Here is a 15,850-nt window from a genome sequence, read left to right as displayed (position 1 = left end):
GGCTTCCGGCCAGACATCGGAACCGGTCCGAAGCACCCGGCACCCGACGTCAGCCGCGAGCAGGCGGGACCACGACGGTGCCGCACGAGCCGCACCGGAGCGCGGGGGCGCTGTGGTTGAAGACGCCGGTCGTGATGGGCACCCCGGTCAGGTCGCCGAGCAGGCCACCACCGTGCTCCTTGAACTTCACGCCCGGTGAGCGGCCGACGATCTCGCCGGGCGTCATCGAGGGGGTGCTGCAGATCGGGCAGGTGACGTCGGTGTCCATGCCGGTCGGACTCACGCGGCGGCCACGGCGTTCCGGGCAGCGTTCCGGGCAGCGTTCCGGGCAGATCCGGGTCATCGGCGGTCCCGCGCCAGCTTCTCCAGCGAGGTCAGGGCGTCCATCGCGCGAGACCTCAGGTCGCGCAGGGCGCGCTGCTCGTCGGCATCGAGGTGACCGATGAGGAACGCCGCCGCCTCGCCGCTGTCGACGTCGAGCGCGAAGTGTCGCAAGGTCGACCGCGTGACGGTCGCGTCGTGGTGCAGGCCGATGACGTCCTGGGCGGCCTCGGCCACCTCCTCGATCTCGCGGATGCGAGAGCCGGCCACGGGAGCGGCCGCCTCGGCCGCGTAGCGCAGCCGCTTGGCGGCCTTGCGCACGTCGTGCAGACGAGCCGCCTGCTCGGCGGGGTCGCTCGTGGCCCGGACCCGGCCGATGCGCTCCACGACCCGCTCGAGGTCGTGCTCGACGCGGGTGCGGGCGAGCTTCTTCGCGCCCTTGTCCGCCCTGGCCGTGAAAGGTGGGTCGTCGACGGCCGCGTCGAGCAGGGCGAGCACGGCGGCATACCTCGTCGAGGCGAGCGTCTCGTCGACGACGTCGCCCGCGGCGGCGAGATCGAGTCGCAGGCGCGCCCGGAGCCCGCTGACGGCGTCGTCGAGCCCGACCGGCTCGGCGGCCGCGAGCAGCAGCTCGGTGTGCTCGATGACGACCTCGACGTCGCGCGCCTGCCCCAGCAGCCCCGCGACCCAGCGCAGCTCGTCGCGCAGCGGTTCGGTCACCGTGCGTTCGAGCACCGGGTGGAACGTCGCGAACGCCGAACGGATGCGCCTGATCGCGACGCGGACGTCGTGCAGACCCTCGGCCTCGCCGGCGTGCAGAGCCTCCTCGGCCAGGGTCAGCGCCTCCCGCTGCTCCGCGAGTCGCTGACGCACCAGGGACGCGGCGGACGGCATACGCCATTCCTACCCGTGGGGGTGACCGTGAGTCACCGGTTCGGCGGAACCTGTGAACCATCAACTGACCCTGCCGCTCGAGCCGATCGAAACGTACAGTCGAGAAGGTGGCCCGGGTCACCGCTCCCCCCGCAGTCGACACCGCCGCCCCTGGCGCCGGGACACCTCTTCGCGCGCGCCTGCTCGCGCCACCGGGAGCGCCCCTCGTCGGCTCCGGGCCGAGCCCGCAACCCGAGCCCCCCGACGGGCCGTGGCAGCGGATGCGCCGCCGGCTCGCCTCCGTCCCACGCTGGGTGTGGGCTGCGCTCGCCATCGTCCTGCTCGTCGCAGCAGCCCTGACGGCGTATGCCGTCACGCGACCTCCCGGCCCCGCCCCGATCACCCAGCACGACGTCGACCTCACCGTGCAGAAGGGTCTCGCGAAGCAGGCCGAGGCCGAGGCGGCCGCTCCGGCCGACGCGACGCTCGCGCACGCCGCGATCGCCCCGTCGCTGGTCGTCATCACCACCCGAGGCACCTCGGCCGGGGCCCAGTCGCAGGGCAGCGGGGCCGGCGTGGTCGTCAACGCGGACGGCACCGTGCTCACCGCCCTGCACGTCGTCGAGGGGTCGAGCACGATCACCGTCGCCTTCTCCGACGGCACCACGTCGCCGGCCACGGTCGCGTCCCGCAAGCCCGAGAGCGACATCGCGACCCTCACCCCCGCGAAGCTCCCCGAGACGGTCGTGCCGGCCGTCCTCGGTGGGGGGCTCGTCGTGGGTGCGCCGGTCTTCGCCGTCGGCCACCCGCTGGGCCTGGTCGACTCCCTCTCGGCCGGTGTCGTGTCCGCGCTCGACCGGACGGTCCGGGTCGAGGGCAGCCGCAAGCTCGAGCACCTCATCCAGTTCGACGCGGCGGTCAACCCGGGCAACTCCGGAGGCCCGCTGCTCAACAAGGCCGGCCAGGTCGTCGGCATCGTCACGGGCCTCGCCAACCCCACCGACCAGACGCTCTTCGTCGGCATCGGCTTCGCCGTGCCGATCGCGACCGCAGGCGGCGGGGCCGGCGGCATCGCGCGCTAGGCGCCACGGCATACGACACAACGGCATACGGCACACCCGAGCTCGACACGACACGACACCACGACACCGGAGCAGCAGCGGCAGGAGGACGGCATGGACGGCATGGCCGGCAGCAGATCGAGTGGCCGGCAGGGTCGGCACGAGCTCGAACAGGCGCTCTACGAGGTCAAGCGGACCATCGTCGGGCAGGACCTGCTGCTCGAGCGGATGATGGTCGCCCTGCTGGCCCGCGGACACCTGCTCGTCGAGGGCGTGCCCGGCCTGGCCAAGACGATGGCGATCAAGACGCTCGCGCACGCGATCGGCGGCGAGTTCCAGCGCATCCAGTTCACGCCCGACCTCGTGCCGGCCGACCTCATCGGCACGCGCATCTACAACCAGCGCGAGGGCGAGTTCCAGGTCTCGCTCGGGCCGGTCTTCGCGAATCTCGTGCTCGCCGACGAGATCAACCGCGCGCCGGCGAAGGTGCAGAGCGCGCTGCTCGAGGTCATGCAGGAGCGGCAGGTCACGATCGGTCGCGAGACCTTCCCCGCGCCCGACCCATTCCTCGTCATGGCGACGCAGAACCCGATCGAGTCGGAGGGGACGTACGCGTTGCCCGAGGCCCAGGTCGACCGCTTCATGCTCAAGGTGCTCATCGGATACCCCTCTGCCGCTGAGGAGTTCGTCGTCGTCGAGCGCCAGATCTCGACCGCCGTCAACACCATCAAGGTGCTCGACCCGGAGATGCTGCGCGGCTTCCAGCGCGAGACCGACGCCGTCTACGTCGACCCGGCAGTCATCGAGTATGCCGTCCGGCTGGCGACCGCGACCCGCGAGCCGGCGGGCGTGGGCCGCGACGACCTGGCCCGGCTGCTCACCTACGGCGCGAGCCCGCGCGCGTCGATCAACCTCGTGCTGGCGGCGCGGGCGCTCGCGTTCCTGCGCGGGCGCGACTACGCGCTGCCGGGTGACGTCAGCGACCTCGCGCGCGACGTGCTGCGGCACCGCATCGTCCTGTCCTACGAGGCGCTGGCCGAGGACCTCTCCCCCGACGACCTGCTCACCCCGATCATCCATGCGGTGCCGGTGCCCACGGCGCCGCTGCGCGAGCAGCAGGCGCGCGACCAGCAGGCCCATGGATCGGTGGCCGGCGCGTTCGGGGCCGAGTCCGGTGGGATCCCTGCCGGGGGAACGGCCGGCCCCGCGGTTGGTGACACGACATGGGCGCGACCGACACGCTGAGCGCCGAGCGGCTGCTCCGACACCTCGAGTGGAGGGTGGTGCGGCGGCTCGACGGAAGACTCCAGGGCGACTACCGCAGCATCTTCCGGGGCTCGGGGCTCGACTTCACCGACCTGCGTGAGTACGAGCCCGGCGACGACCTGCGGCACATCGAGTGGAACGTCACGGCACGCCTCGACACCCCGTACGTCCGCGAGTTCGTCGAGGACCGCGAGCTGACGGCGTGGCTGCTGCTCGACCACTCTGCGTCGATGGGCTTCGGGCCCGTCGCCCGCCAGAAGGACCTCGTCCTCGCCGAGGTCGCGACGACGCTGGCGCACGTGCTGACCCGCGGTGGCAGCCGCGTGGGGGCGATCGTCATGGACACCGGCGTCGACGCCGTGGTGCCGCCGGCGTCGGGGCGCATCCAGGTGCTGCGCATCGCGAAGCTGCTGCTCGACCGGCGCGAGTCCCGCACTGTCGCAGACGACCCCGCTCCGGCTCCGGGGTGGTTCGCGAGGCGGCGGGCGAGGGCGGGGACCGGGCAGGACTCCGGGCGCCGGGTGACCGACCTGTCGCTGTTGCTCACGGCCGCGGCGGGCATCGCCCGGCGACGCGGACTGGTGCTCGTCGTGTCCGACTTCATCAGCGCGGACGGGTGGGACAAGCCGCTCGCGCGCCTCGCCCGGCGCCACGAGGTGGTCGCGATCCAGGTCGTGGACCCGCGCGAGAGCGAGCTGCCCGACGCGGGTGGCGTCTACGTCGAGGACGCCGAGACGGGCGAGCAGATCTTCGTCGACACGAGCGACACGGCGTTCCGCGCACGGCTGGCGGAGGCAGCGGACGCACGGCAGGCAGAGCTCGAGGCACGCGCACGCAAGGCCGGCGCCGACCTCTACACCGTCCGCACCGACGACGACCTCGTGCGGTCGCTCATGCGCATCTCCGAGCTGCGGCGAAGGAGACGGCGATGAGGAGACGGCGATGAGGAGACGGCGGTGACACTGACCTGGCCCTGGGCGCTCGCGGGACTGCTCGTCGTCCCGGTGCTCGTCCTCGGCTACCGCCGGGTGCTGCGGGTGCAGGAGCAGCGGCGGGTCGCCCTCGCAGAGCAGGGTCTCTTCATGCCGGCGCCGCGTCGTGGCTGGTGGCGGCACGTCGGGCCGGCCCTGCTCATCGGGGCGCTCACCGTGCTGGTGCTGTCGCTGACCCGGCCGGTGGCCTCTTTCGCCGAGCCGCACCGCGAGGGCACGGTCGTGCTCGCCTTCGACGTGTCGAACAGCATGGCCGCCACGGACGTCAAGCCGTCACGGCTCGAGGCGGCCAAGGCCGCCGCGCGCGGGTTCGTGGAGAAGCAGCCGTCGTCGGTGCGCATCGCCGTCGTCGCCTTCGGCGGCACCGCGCTGGTGACGCAGCGGCCGACGGACGACCGGACCGCTGTGCTGGCTGCCGTCGCGCGGCTCAAGCCGTCGGGCGAGACGTCGCTCGCGGACGGCGTGCTCACCGGGCTGAGCGCGATCGTCGGCAAGCCGGTCAAGGCGCCGGGCGACGCCGAGGCCGGCACGACCGACGAGACGGCCATCGGCTTCCACGGAGGGACGGCGATCGTGCTGCTCACCGACGGTGAGAACACCGCATCGGCCGACCCCGTCAAGGCTGCCGAGCTTGCCTCCGCGGCAGGCGTGAAGGTCGAGCCGATCGGGCTCGGGACGCCGGAGGGCACGGTCATCCAGGTCGACGGGTTCAGCGTCGCGACGGCGCTCGACGAGACGTCGCTGCAGCAGATCGCGCAGACGACGGGCGGCACCTACCGCCGGGCGACCGACGCCGCGTCGCTGGCCGCCGTCTACGACGCCATCGAGCTGCAGTGGACGATGCGCACCGTCCCGCACGAGGTGACGTCGTGGGTCGCCGCCTTCGCTGCCCTGCTGCTGCTCGGGGGCGCAACGGTCTCGGTGCTGCGTCAAGGGCGGGTGATCTGAGTGTCGTTCGGACTGCCGGTGCTGCTGGTGGCATTGCTCCTCGTGCCGCTGCTGGCGGCCGTCTACGTCTGGCAGCTGCGGCGCCGGCGGCGCCAGGCCGTGCGATTCTCCAACGTCGCGCTGCTGCGGTCGGTGGGCGTCGGGTCGCACTCGTGGCGACGGCACGTGCCCATCGCCATGGTGCTGGCCGCTCTCGCTCTGCTCGGCCTGGCGGCCGCCCGCCCGACGGTCAAGGCGCAGGTGTCGGCGTCCAGCTCGACGATCATCCTGGCGCTCGACGTCTCCGGATCGATGTGCGCGACGGACGTCGACCCCAACCGGCTGGCGGCGGCGCAGGCCGCGGTGCGGTCGTTCATCAAGAACCAGGACGACGAGACGAAGATCGGCTTCGTCGTCTTCTCCGGATTCGCGCAGCTCGCTGTCGCTCCGACGCAGAACCGCGACGAGCTGCTCGATGCGCTCGACGCAGTCACCACCGGGCGGGGCACGACCATCGGAGCCGCCATCCTCCGATCCATCGACGCGATCGCCGAGCTCGACCCGAACGTCGCACCGTCGGACGCCGTGGACGAGCCGACGACAGACGGCCCGGGGGCGATTGCCCCGACACCGACGCCGGCGCCCACGCCCAGCGCAGGGTCGGGCGGGGCGGGCGGCACCAGTGGGAAGCCTGATGTGGCGCCGGAGATCATCGTGCTGCTCACCGACGGGGCGAACACCCGCGGCGTCACCCCGGCGGAAGCAGCCGCACAGGCCGCGGCCCGCGGGGTGCGCGTCTACCCGATCGGCTTCGGCACGACGAACCCGACGCAGATGGCCTGCACTCGCGACCAGTACGGCGGCTTCGCCCAGCCGCGCGTCCGCGACTTCGGCGGGGGCGGTGGGCCCGGCTTCGGCGGCCGCAACTTCCTCGTCGTCGACGAGGGCGCCCTCAAGGGCGTGGCCCAGACGACGGGCGGCGAGTACTTCGCAGCCACCGACGCCGACGGACTGACCAAGGTCCTCGCCGACCTGCCCAAGCACGTCACCGTGACCGAGCAGGACGTCGACCTCAGCGCCGCGTTCGCCGTGGCGGCTGCCGCCCTGTTGCTCGCCGGCCTGGCACTGTCGATCGGGCGCCCGCGAAAGGCCTGAACACGCGTACGCGGTCGGGGCCCACCCGGTCTCACCTCAGCCAGGGCGTGTGGCGTCGAACCCTGTCATCCGGATGATCCTGGCGGGAACACCGGCGACGACAGCGTTCGCCGGTACGTCCTTCGTGACGACCGCGCCGGCACCGACGATCGCCCCGTCGCCGATGGTCACGCCCGGCACGACGGTGACCCCGGCGCCGAGCCAGACCTTCCTTCCGATCGTCACTCGGGCCGGCACCATGTCGGCCCGCCGGTCCGGGTCGGCGGAGTGGTTGAGCGTCGTCAGCGTGGTCCCGTGCCCGATGAGCGTGCCCTCGCCGATGCTGATGCCGCCGGTGTCCTGGAAGCGGCAGCCCATGTTGACGAAGACCCCCTCGCCGAGGTCGAGGTTCTTGCCGAACTCGCAGTAGAACGGCGGGAACACGGTGACCGACTCGGCGACCTCCCTTCCGGTGAGGCGCGCCAGGAGCGCCAGGACCTCGTCAGGCGTCCGGTAGGCCCCGTTGAGCTCGGCCACGACGCGAAGCGCGTCCTGCGCCGCGCCATGCATGAACCGGTGCTCCGCCGACCCGCCCTCGATGACGCGTCCGGCGTTCACGTGGTCGAGGAAGTGCTGAAGCTGCATCGCTGCTCCTCTGCGTTGATTCGTCAGGTGACTCAGTTCGTGTCGGGTCTCAGAGCGTGAGCAGGACCTTGGTGGCGGTGCGCTCGTCCATGGCCTGGTAGCCCTGGGCGGCCTCCTCGAGCGGGAGCGTGAGGTCGAAGACCAGGCCCGGGTCGATCCTGCGGTCCCAGATGAGCTGCACCAGGTGCGGCAGGTACTCCCGCACCGGGGCGGGACCGCCGTGCACATGCACGCCGGCCATGAACAGCTCGTCGCCGGGGATGGACACGTCGTGCGAGACCCCGACGAAGCCGACGTGGCCGCCGGCGCGCGTCGAGTGGATGGCCTGCATCATCGCCTCCTGCGTGCCGACGGCCTCGATGACCGAGTGCGCGCCGAGGCCGCCGGTCAGCTGCTTGACCCGCGCGACCCCGGCGTCGCCGCGCTCCTCGACGATGTCGGTCGCGCCGAACTCCCGTGCGAGGGCCTGGCGGTCGGCGTGGCGGCTGAACGCGATGATCCGCTCAGCGCCCAGCTCACGGGCGGCGAGGATGCCGAGCAGGCCCACGGCGCCGTCACCGACGACGGCCACGGTCTTGCCGGGTCCCGCCTCGGCCGCCACCGCGGCGAACCAGCCGGTGCCGAGCACGTCGGAGGCCGCCATGAGCGAGGGGATGAGGTCGGCGTCGGGCTGCCCGGGGGTGGCGACGAGCGTGCCGTCGGCCAATGGGATGCGCGCCAGCTCGGCCTGGGTGCCGATGGTGCCCATGAGCACCCGGTGGGTGCAGTACGCCTGATAGCCGGCCCGGCAGATCTCGCACGTGTTGTCCGAGGCCCAGAACGACCCGACGACGAAGTCGCCGACCTTCACGGTGCGCACATCGCGGCCGACCTCCTCGACGACCCCGACGTACTCGTGACCCATCACCTGGTGGTCGACCGGCTCGGCGCCGCGGTAGGGCCACAGGTCGCTGCCGCAGATGCACGCCGCCGTCAGGCGGATGATCGCGTCGGTCGGCTCGATGATCTGAGGGTCCTCGCGGTCCTCCACCCGCACGTCGCCGGGTCCGTACATGACAACTCCACGCATCGCGTGAACTCCTTCAACTCGCTTCTCGCGGGGCGCTGCCCGCCAGGGCCGAACAGGCCCGCCCCACGAGTCAAGCCGCCGGCGCGACGTCACGGGAGTCCCTGTCGAGGGACGTACTGACAGGGCACCTCTGGTGGCTCGGCGCACCGCTGCACGCGGCATACGCTCGAAGGCGTGGACAACCGCCAGGAGGTGCGCGAGTTCCTGATGACCCGCCGCGCCCGGATCACCCCGGAGCAGGTCGGTATGCCGGCCGGCCGAGGTCGTCGCGTTCCCGGCCTGCGCCGCAGCGAGGTCGCGACGCTCGCCGGCCTCAGCGTCGAGTACTACGCCCGCCTCGAGCGAGGGCAGATCGCCGGGGCGTCCGCGGGCGTCCTCGACGCACTCTCCCGAGCGCTGCAGCTCGACGACACCGAGCGCGCGCACCTGCTCGACCTCGCGCGGGCTGCCGACGGCATCCCGACGTCGGGCCGGTCGCGCCGGCGTGCCGCCGGCAAGCCGGCATCGCGCCCGAGCCTGCAGTGGGCGCTCGAGTCGATCGGCGGTGGCGTCGCGTTCGTGCGCGACCCGCACCAGAACCTGCTCGCCACCAACACCCTCGGCCGCGCCTTCTACTCGCCCGTCATCGGCGAGGGCGGGCGGATGCCCAACCTGGCCCGGTTCCAGTTCCTCGACCCCGCGTCGCGCGAGTTCTACCCGGACTGGGACCTCTTCGCCGAGATGTGCGTCGGCATCATGCGCGCCGAGGCCGGCCGCGACCCGCACGACCGCGGCCTCCAGGACCTCGTGGGCGAGCTGTCGACCCGGAGTGAGCTGTTCCGACGCCTGTGGAGCGCGCACGACGTGCGCACCCACGGCACCGGCACCAAACGGTTCAACCATCCCGTCGTCGGTGAGCTGACCCTCGCCTACGAGGAGCTCGCGATCACCGCCGAGCCCGGCCTCGTCCTCATGGTCTACACGGCCGAACCCGGCTCGCCGTCGGCCGAGCGACTCCAGCTGCTCGCGTCGTGGGCGGCCTCCACGTCCGCACCGACGGCAACCACCGACACCCCGATCCCCAACGGCTAGAAGGAATCCCATGCAGATCACCCGCAGCTCGGTCGACACCGTGAAGGGCCCGAGCGACTGGTTCACCGGAGACGTCTACATCGACGCGGTCGCCGCCGCGCCCGAACCGTCGCGCGTCACGGCCAACCTCGTCCACTTCATGCCGGGCGCCCGCACCCACTGGCACCGCCACCCCCTCGGCCAGACGGTCTTCGTCACCGAGGGGGTCGGGCTCTGTCAGCGCCGAGGCGGCCCCGTCGAGGTCATCCGTCCCGGCGACCGTGTGCTCTTCGAGGCCGACGAGGAGCACTGGCACGGCGCCGCACCCAACCGGCTCATGGTGCACGTCGCCATCAACGAGGGCGACGCCGACCACGACGTCGTCCACTGGCTGACCCCGGTCACCGACGACGAGTACGCCGTCGCACCCTCAGCCGGTGAGTGACCCATCCGAGTGGCGGCGAGGATCTTCCGGGCCCGAGAAGCCGAGCCCGGCCCTGTTGGAGTGCCCACCCCTCGGCGGGCGCTGGTTAGGGTCGGCGAGTGACCGAAGACGCGCACGAGCCGAACCACCAGTCGGACCTTGGGGAGATCCAGTCGGTGGTCGACACGTTCTTCGCCGCCTTCGCCACCGGACCTGACCTGGCAGAGCGGATGGCCTCCCTCCGCGGCCTCTTCGTGCCGCAGGCCCTGGTGACGAGCACCGGCGGCCGCGCGCCGGCGGTCATGGACATCGACGCGTTCATCGAACCGCGCCGGGCCCTGCTCGGCAACGGCACCCTCAGCGAGTTCGCCGAGTGGCCCACCGAAGGCCGCATCGACGTCTTCGGCGACATCGCCCACTGGTTCGGCAGCTATGCCAAGACCTGGGTGCAGGACGGGAGCGTGGTCGAGGGCCGCGGCATGAAGTCGATCCAGCTCGTGCGAACGGCGGCCGGATGGCGCATCTCGGCGGCCGCGTGGGACGACGAACGCCCCGGAGTCAGCGCTGCGGTCAGCCGCACTGTCGGCTCGGCTGACTAGGGTCTCGGTCCATGGCGGTGCACCGGCTGACCCTCGACGACGCGCGGCGCATCGCCGTGCACGCGCAACACCTCGACGAGCCGCGGCCCACCGATCTCGTCGAGACGGTCGAGCGGCTGACGATGCTGCAGATCGACCCCACCGCGGCCATCGCACCGAGCGCCGATCTGGTGCTGTGGAGCCGGCTCGGCAACACCTACCGTCCCGAGCACCTCACCCGCGCCGTCGAGCACGAGCGCACCCTCCACGAGACCGTCGCCTACGTCCGTCCCGCGCGTGACGTGCCGACGGTCATCGCCGAGTGGGTGGGTCGTGAGTTCCACCCCGCGATCATCGAGTGGCTCGAGGCCAACGAGCAGTTCCGCCGCGACATCCTCGCCCGGCTCATCGCAGAGGGCCCGCTGCTGTCCCGCGACATCCCCGACACGAGCGCGGTGCCGTGGCCGTCGAGCGGCTGGACCAACAACCGCAACGTCACGAAGATGCTCGAGTCCATGGCCCGCCGGGGCCAGATCGCGGTCTCGGGCCGCAAGGGGCGACAGCGCTACTGGGACCTCGCCGAGCGCGTCTACGGCGACGGCTTCGAGCTCCCGACGCACGAGGAGGCGACGAGCCTGCGCAACGAACGCCGCCTCGAGTCGCTCGGCATCGCCCGCGCCACCGGGCCCGAGCTGCCGGGCGAGCAGGCCTACGTCGGCGCCGCGGGCGAGCCCGCCGAGGTGGAGGGGGTGCCGGGCGCGTGGCGCGTCCACCCGGCATACCTCGGCGTCCCGAGCACGTTCACCGGGCGCGCCGCGCTGCTGTCGCCGTTCGACCAGCTCATCCACAACCGCGTCCGCGCCGAGCAGCTCTGGGGCTACGAGTACATCCTCGAGATGTACAAGCCCAAGGAGAAGCGGCGGTGGGGCTACTTCGCGCTGCCGATCCTCCACCACGACCGGCTCGTCGGAAAGCTCGACGCCCAGGGCGACCGCAAGGCCGGGCGCCTCCTCGTCAACGCGGTGCACGAGGACGTCCGCTTCACCCAGCGTGTACGCCGCGACGTCGACCGTGAGATCGCTTCTCTCGCAGAGTGGCTCGGCCTCGAGCTCGTCACCCCCTGACCGACCTGACCCAAGGAGCACTCGATGCGCAGGATCGTCCTCTACACGATCACCTCCCTCGACGGCGCCGTCGACGACCCCACCCGGGCCTTCCCGCCCGACGTCGACCCCGACAAGCCGCAGCCGCCGACGTTCGACGACGACCTCATCGCCCTCGAGGCCGAGCTCATCGGCAAGCAGGACGCCGTGCTCCTCGGTCGCCACATGTACGACGAGTGGTCGCGCTACTGGCCGACCTCCGACGAGCAGCCCTTCGCCGACTTCATCAACGGCGTCAAGAAGTACGTCGTCACGTCCTCACCGCTCACCTCCGAGTGGGGCGACGCCCAGGCCGTGGGCGGCGCGCTCGCCGACATCGTCCGCGCCCTCAAGGCGACGTCGGGTGGTGACGTCGGCGTGCACGGCAGCATCGAGCTCGCCCAGTCGCTGCTCGCCGAGGGCCTCGTCGACGAGATGCACCTCGCGGTCGCGCCCGTCGTCGACCCCGAAGGCCGGCGCCTCTTCGAGCGCGGCACCGACCTGCAGCGGCTCACTCTGGTGAGCGCGACGCCGACGGTGAGCGGCGCCCTGTGGCTCGTCTACCGTCCCGCCGGGTCGTGACCCCGTGACCGCCTGACCCCGAGGGTCCCGTTGACGCGGTAGCCCCGCACGGCCCGACGCGACTGCGCCGACAGCACCGAGCCGTTGCTCTGGTGCGAGAGCACCGACGCCATCGACTGGTTCGACAGCAGCGAGAAGGCGCTCATCGACGACCCCAGCGACAGGAGCGACGCGAACGACCCCACGCTCCCGATCGACAGCACCGACCCGACGCTCCCGATCGAGAGCACCGAGCCCACCGACCCGATCGACAGGAACGAGTCCTTCGACCCGATCGACCACGTGCCCTTGAGACGCTCCGGCAGCTCAGCCATGACCGAAGCCTAGGCACGCCTACCCAATCCCGACCACGTATGCCGCCGCGTGACCTTCCCGAGGTATCACCCCTGCCGCTCGCTCCTCCTCTCGTGCAACGGCGCCCGCCCTTCGCCGGCAGGCCTCGCCGCACGACACGTCGCACCACAGGCGGCACGACACACGGGGAGCACCGATGACCAGCCAGACCGACAGCCGCACCGGCAGTCCCAGCACGTTCGCGTTCACGGTCCACCCGCGGGCCCGCCTCGGCGAGGACCTCGCCCGGGTCTGGTCGCCGCTGGGCCGCGTGCCCGACCCCGTCTACGACGCCGCACTCCGTCGTCTGCCGCTGCGGCCGGTCTCCATGGCCGACGTCCACATCGACGGCGCACGCGTGGGCCACGTCGTCCTCGTGCCCTACGGCGCACGGCACCTGCTCACCTCGCCCGGCGAGGGCCGGGCCCGCGTTCACCGTGCGGTCGACAAGGCCCGCGCCCTCGGCTGCGACGTCGTGGGGCTCGGCGCCCTGACCGCCACGGTGACCGCGGGCGGGGTCTCGCTCCGGACTCGCACCGACATCGGGGTCACGAACGGCAACGCCTTCACGGCCGCGATCGTCGACGACCAGGCCCGCCGCCTGCTGCGCGACGCCGTCGGCCACGCGGCCGACCCGCACGTCGCCATCGTCGGTGCGACCGGCAGCGTCGGCGCCGCGGTCACGAGGCTGCTGGCCCGCGACCGCGCCGTGGCCCGACTCAGCCTCGTCGCCCGCTCGGCCGGGCGGCTCGACGCTCTCGCCGCCGAGGTCGGTCGCCAGGTGCCGACCACGGCCGCTACGTCGATGGACTCCGTCGCAGACGCCGACCTCGTCATCCTGCTGACCGCATCCGCCGACGCCTTGCTCGGCCCCGAGCACCTACGGCTGGGCGCCGCCGTGCTCGACGCGACCCAGCCCCGCAACACCTCGCCGACGCTCGTGGAGCAGCGCCCCGACGTGCTCGTCGTCGACGGTGGCGTGGTCGACATCCCGAGCCTGCGCCTCGTCGGCGGCAACATCGGCCTGCCCGACGGTCGCGCGTACGCATGCTTTGCCGAGACCGCGTTGCTCGCCCTCTCGGGCCACCGCGGGCACTTCTCGATCGGGGTCCCGACGCTGGAGCTCGTCGACCGCACCCGGGAGCTCGCGAAAGGCCTGGGGCACCTGGGGTTCCGGGCCGCGGAGCCGACGTCGTTCGGCCGACCGGTCACGATCGGTCGACCGGCGATGGGGATGGCGTCATGACGACGCTGCTCCGCTCCGGGCACCGGGCGCAGCACCGCGTCGTGCTCCTGGGCGGCGGCTACGTCACCCTCCACGCTTATGCCGGCCTGATGCGTCACGCCGGACGCTCGGTCCGCAGCGGTGCGGTGCAGGTCGTCGTGATCAGCGCCGACGACGCCCACAGCTTCCACGGCTTCACCGGCGAGGTGCTCGCCGGTCTGCTCCCCTACGACCGCACCCGAACGCCGCTCGCCCAGGCGATGCCGCACGCGCACGTCGTCGTGGGCCGCGCGGTCGCCATCGACGCCGAACGGCGGGTCGTGCGCTACGAGCAGGACGGCGAGACCGGCGTCCGGGTGCTCGACTACGACGACCTCGTCGTCGGCACGGGCGGTCGTGAGCCCGCCTCCACCGTGCCGGGGCTCGCCGAGCACGGCTTCACCCTCCGCGCGCCCGGCGACATCGAGGTGCTCGCCGACCGGGTCCGTGAGGCCGCGTCTCTTCGCGGCCGGCGTCGGCACGCCGTCGTCGTGGCCGGTGGCGGCATGGCCGGTGTGGAGATGGCCGCGGCCGTCGCCGACCTCGGCGGCGCCCACATCCGGGTCGAGCTCGTGCACGCCGGTGACGAGCTGCTGCCCGAGCTGTGCGACTCTCAGCCCCGACTGGTGGACCGGGCGGCTCACGAGCTCAAGCGCCTGGGCGTACGCGTCCGGCTCGGGGTGCGCCTCACCTCGGTCAGCGCCGACCACGCGTACCTCTCCGACGGCACGTGCCTGCCCGCGGACACGGTCATCGCCACGATCGGCCAGCGGCCGGTGCAGGTCCCCGGCCTCGACGCGCACCGCGACCCGCGCGGTCGGCTCGTCACCCGCCCGGACCTGTCGGTCGACGACCACGTGTGGGCGGCGGGCGACGCCGCCTGCGTGGCGCACCCGACCCGCGGCGAGCCGGTCCCGGCCAACGCGCTCTGGGCGATCAAGGGCGGCGACCACGTCGGGCGCAACCTCGCCCGGTCGATGCGAGGGCGCAGCACCCGGGCGTTCGCCTACCGCGGGCTCGGCCAGGCGGCCTCGTTCGGCTTCGGCCGCTCGATCTCCGAGCTCTACGGCATCCCGTTCACGGGGTGGCTCGCGTGGACGCTCCGGGTCACCTTCTTCCTGCGCTTCATGCCGTCGCGGCGCAAGGCGGCCCAGGTCGTCGGCGACCTCGCCCGGGTCGCCCGCCGAGGCCGTGTGCCGAATCCTGCCGTCGCGCCGGCGCCGGTCACCGTCGCCGACGTGACGCGGTCACGGACCGCTTGAGGGCGGCGCCGTCACACCCGGCCCGGGCGGTGGTTGTCAGCCGTCCGCGTCGAGCTCGACGACGTAGCCGTGCACCCGCTCGTCCCAGGCCACGTCCTGCCCGTCGCCGCCGCCCTCGCCCGCGACGCGGTGCCGCTCGGCGAGACGCGTCGTGACCGGCTTGCCCGAGGTGGCGTCGTGGTGGCCGAGGACGGCCGTGATCCCGCGGACCGTCGCGTGGACGGGCGGTGCATCCTCGGGCACGGCCCCATGATGCTCCTCGTGGTGGGTGAGGGCTGCGGCAAGGTCCGGTCCGAGCAGCTCGACGTAGTTGGGGCGGTCGGCCGGGCGCATGGTCCACGCCACCCGGTCGCCCGTGGAGAAAGGTTCGCCGCAGCACTCCAGCTGCCAGGCGTCGACCCACACGACATAGCGCATGACCCCACTGTGCCAAGCGAACAGCGCTGCACCCACTCCTTTCTCAGGCGTACCTGCGCGACGGGCCTGGAGCCGGCGGGCCGCCTCAGTCCGTGTGCCGGGCCGCGAGTGCCGAGGCCACCCGGCCGATGAGGTCGTACGGCACGGGCTTGGCGTAGAAGAACTGCACGGTGTCCTTCTGCGCACGGTAGGGCGCGATCTCGGTCTCGAGGGTGGGTTCCAGCTCGCCGACCGGGTAGAGCCCGACGTGCTTCTTCCACCCCGCGAAGTGGAGGCCGTATCGGTCCGTGAACATCAGCGCCGGCATGCCGTAGCGGATCTTCTCCTCGGCGCCGGGCAGGGCCGCGCGCAGGGTGGCGCACACCTGCTCGAGCACGGCTCGGGCGTCGTCCGGGAATCCGGCGACGTACTCGTCCACCGTCGTCGGCGCCGGCTTCTGCTCGCCCATCGCTCCCCCTCCAGCTGATTTCTCGTCCGGCCATTGTGGCGCAGCGAATGCCGTTGCGGGAA

Annotated in this window: 19 protein-coding genes; 12 read left to right on the top strand and 7 right to left on the bottom strand. The window is 72.5% G+C overall.

Translation table 11 applies throughout. The features are described 5' to 3' along the window. Nucleotides 1-49 precede the first annotated feature (49 nt). The gene (locus AB4091_RS07410) at nt 50-268 is read right to left on the bottom strand and encodes a hypothetical protein (protein WP_442291086.1); all 219 of its coding nucleotides are present in this window, start codon (nt 266-268) and stop codon (nt 50-52) included. Between the two features lie 71 nt (nt 269-339). Then, a complete protein-coding gene (locus tag AB4091_RS07405; protein ID WP_442291085.1) occupies nt 340-1,215 on the bottom strand; it encodes a CHAD domain-containing protein in 876 nt (291 codons plus the stop codon). Between the two features lie 107 nt (nt 1,216-1,322). On the opposite strand from AB4091_RS07405, the gene AB4091_RS07400 reads away from it, so the two are divergent. The 5 genes from AB4091_RS07400 (at nt 1,323) to AB4091_RS07380 (ending at nt 6,595) form a co-directional block, all read left to right on the top strand. Next, nucleotides 1,323-2,276 (top strand): S1C family serine protease, encoded by a 954-nt coding sequence (locus tag AB4091_RS07400; RefSeq protein ID WP_442291084.1) that lies wholly within the window; start codon nt 1,323-1,325, stop codon nt 2,274-2,276. A gap of 93 nt (nt 2,277-2,369) precedes the next feature. Further along, nucleotides 2,370-3,500, top strand: a complete 1,131-nt coding sequence (locus tag AB4091_RS07395) for an AAA family ATPase (RefSeq protein WP_442291083.1) — start codon at nt 2,370-2,372, stop codon at nt 3,498-3,500. Then, on the top strand, nt 3,479-4,453 hold the full coding sequence (locus AB4091_RS07390; RefSeq protein ID WP_442291082.1) for a DUF58 domain-containing protein: 975 nt from the start codon (nt 3,479-3,481) through the stop codon (nt 4,451-4,453). Before AB4091_RS07395 ends, AB4091_RS07390 begins: the two co-directional genes overlap by 22 nt. A 24-nt stretch (nt 4,454-4,477) precedes the next feature. Then, a complete protein-coding gene (locus AB4091_RS07385; RefSeq protein ID WP_442291081.1) occupies nt 4,478-5,461 on the top strand; it encodes a VWA domain-containing protein in 984 nt (327 codons plus the stop codon). Further along, on the top strand, nt 5,462-6,595 hold the full coding sequence (locus tag AB4091_RS07380) for a VWA domain-containing protein (RefSeq protein WP_442291080.1): 1,134 nt from the start codon (nt 5,462-5,464) through the stop codon (nt 6,593-6,595). Nucleotides 6,596-6,631: 36 nt separating this feature from the next. Here AB4091_RS07380 and AB4091_RS07375 read toward each other — a convergent pair whose 3' ends face one another. Further along, nucleotides 6,632-7,219 (bottom strand): DapH/DapD/GlmU-related protein, encoded by a 588-nt coding sequence (locus tag AB4091_RS07375; RefSeq protein ID WP_442291079.1) that lies wholly within the window; start codon nt 7,217-7,219, stop codon nt 6,632-6,634. Between the two features lie 49 nt (nt 7,220-7,268). Continuing rightward, nucleotides 7,269-8,288, bottom strand: a complete 1,020-nt coding sequence (locus tag AB4091_RS07370) for a zinc-dependent alcohol dehydrogenase family protein (RefSeq protein WP_442291078.1) — start codon at nt 8,286-8,288, stop codon at nt 7,269-7,271. Between the two features lie 174 nt (nt 8,289-8,462). Between AB4091_RS07370 and AB4091_RS07365 the strand changes: the two genes are divergently transcribed. The 5 genes from AB4091_RS07365 to AB4091_RS07345 all read left to right on the top strand — a co-directional run bounded on the left by AB4091_RS07365 (nt 8,463) and on the right by AB4091_RS07345 (nt 12,064). Beyond that, the gene (locus AB4091_RS07365) at nt 8,463-9,359 is read left to right on the top strand and encodes a helix-turn-helix transcriptional regulator (protein WP_442291077.1); all 897 of its coding nucleotides are present in this window, start codon (nt 8,463-8,465) and stop codon (nt 9,357-9,359) included. 10 nt (nt 9,360-9,369) lie between these two features. Next, the gene (locus tag AB4091_RS07360) at nt 9,370-9,783 is read left to right on the top strand and encodes a (R)-mandelonitrile lyase (protein ID WP_442291076.1); all 414 of its coding nucleotides are present in this window, start codon (nt 9,370-9,372) and stop codon (nt 9,781-9,783) included. Between the two features lie 98 nt (nt 9,784-9,881). Then, on the top strand, nt 9,882-10,361 hold the full coding sequence (locus AB4091_RS07355) for a DUF4440 domain-containing protein (RefSeq protein ID WP_442291075.1): 480 nt from the start codon (nt 9,882-9,884) through the stop codon (nt 10,359-10,361). An 11-nt stretch (nt 10,362-10,372) separates the two neighbouring features. Beyond that, a complete protein-coding gene (locus AB4091_RS07350; protein WP_442291074.1) occupies nt 10,373-11,464 on the top strand; it encodes a DNA glycosylase AlkZ-like family protein in 1,092 nt (363 codons plus the stop codon). Nucleotides 11,465-11,488: 24 nt separating this feature from the next. Continuing rightward, complete coding sequence (locus AB4091_RS07345) at nt 11,489-12,064, top strand: dihydrofolate reductase family protein (RefSeq protein ID WP_442291073.1); 576 nt, start codon at nt 11,489-11,491, stop codon at nt 12,062-12,064. On the opposite strand, the gene AB4091_RS07340 is transcribed toward AB4091_RS07345, so the two are convergent. Continuing rightward, a complete protein-coding gene (locus tag AB4091_RS07340) occupies nt 12,043-12,378 on the bottom strand; it encodes a hypothetical protein (protein WP_442291072.1) in 336 nt (111 codons plus the stop codon). The genes AB4091_RS07345 and AB4091_RS07340 overlap by 22 nt on opposite strands. A gap of 176 nt (nt 12,379-12,554) precedes the next feature. Here AB4091_RS07340 and AB4091_RS07335 point away from each other — a divergent pair, with 176 nt between their 5' ends. Both AB4091_RS07335 and AB4091_RS07330 read left to right on the top strand, forming a co-directional pair. Then, complete coding sequence (locus AB4091_RS07335; RefSeq protein ID WP_442291071.1) at nt 12,555-13,643, top strand: semialdehyde dehydrogenase; 1,089 nt, start codon at nt 12,555-12,557, stop codon at nt 13,641-13,643. After that, nucleotides 13,640-14,923, top strand: a complete 1,284-nt coding sequence (locus AB4091_RS07330) for an NAD(P)/FAD-dependent oxidoreductase (protein ID WP_442291070.1) — start codon at nt 13,640-13,642, stop codon at nt 14,921-14,923. The genes AB4091_RS07335 and AB4091_RS07330 overlap by 4 nt, the downstream gene beginning before the upstream one ends. Before the next feature lie 36 nt (nt 14,924-14,959). Here the strand turns inward: AB4091_RS07330 and AB4091_RS07325 are convergent, their stop codons facing one another. Together AB4091_RS07325 and AB4091_RS07320 are read right to left on the bottom strand one after the other, a co-directional pair. Then, nucleotides 14,960-15,340: a DUF6578 domain-containing protein gene (locus AB4091_RS07325; RefSeq protein ID WP_442291069.1), complete on the bottom strand. Its 381-nt coding sequence runs from the start codon at nt 15,338-15,340 to the stop codon at nt 14,960-14,962. An 85-nt stretch (nt 15,341-15,425) separates the two neighbouring features. Then, nucleotides 15,426-15,788, bottom strand: a complete 363-nt coding sequence (locus tag AB4091_RS07320; protein WP_442291068.1) for an iron chaperone — start codon at nt 15,786-15,788, stop codon at nt 15,426-15,428. Nucleotides 15,789-15,850 lie beyond the last annotated feature (62 nt).

Origin of the sequence: Terrabacter sp. 2RAF25 (assembly GCF_052115265.1) — a bacterium.
Taxonomy (GTDB): domain Bacteria; phylum Actinomycetota; class Actinomycetes; order Actinomycetales; family Dermatophilaceae; genus Terrabacter.
Note: the sequence above shows the minus strand (reverse complement) of the source record. Positions and strands in the feature narration are given on the sequence as shown.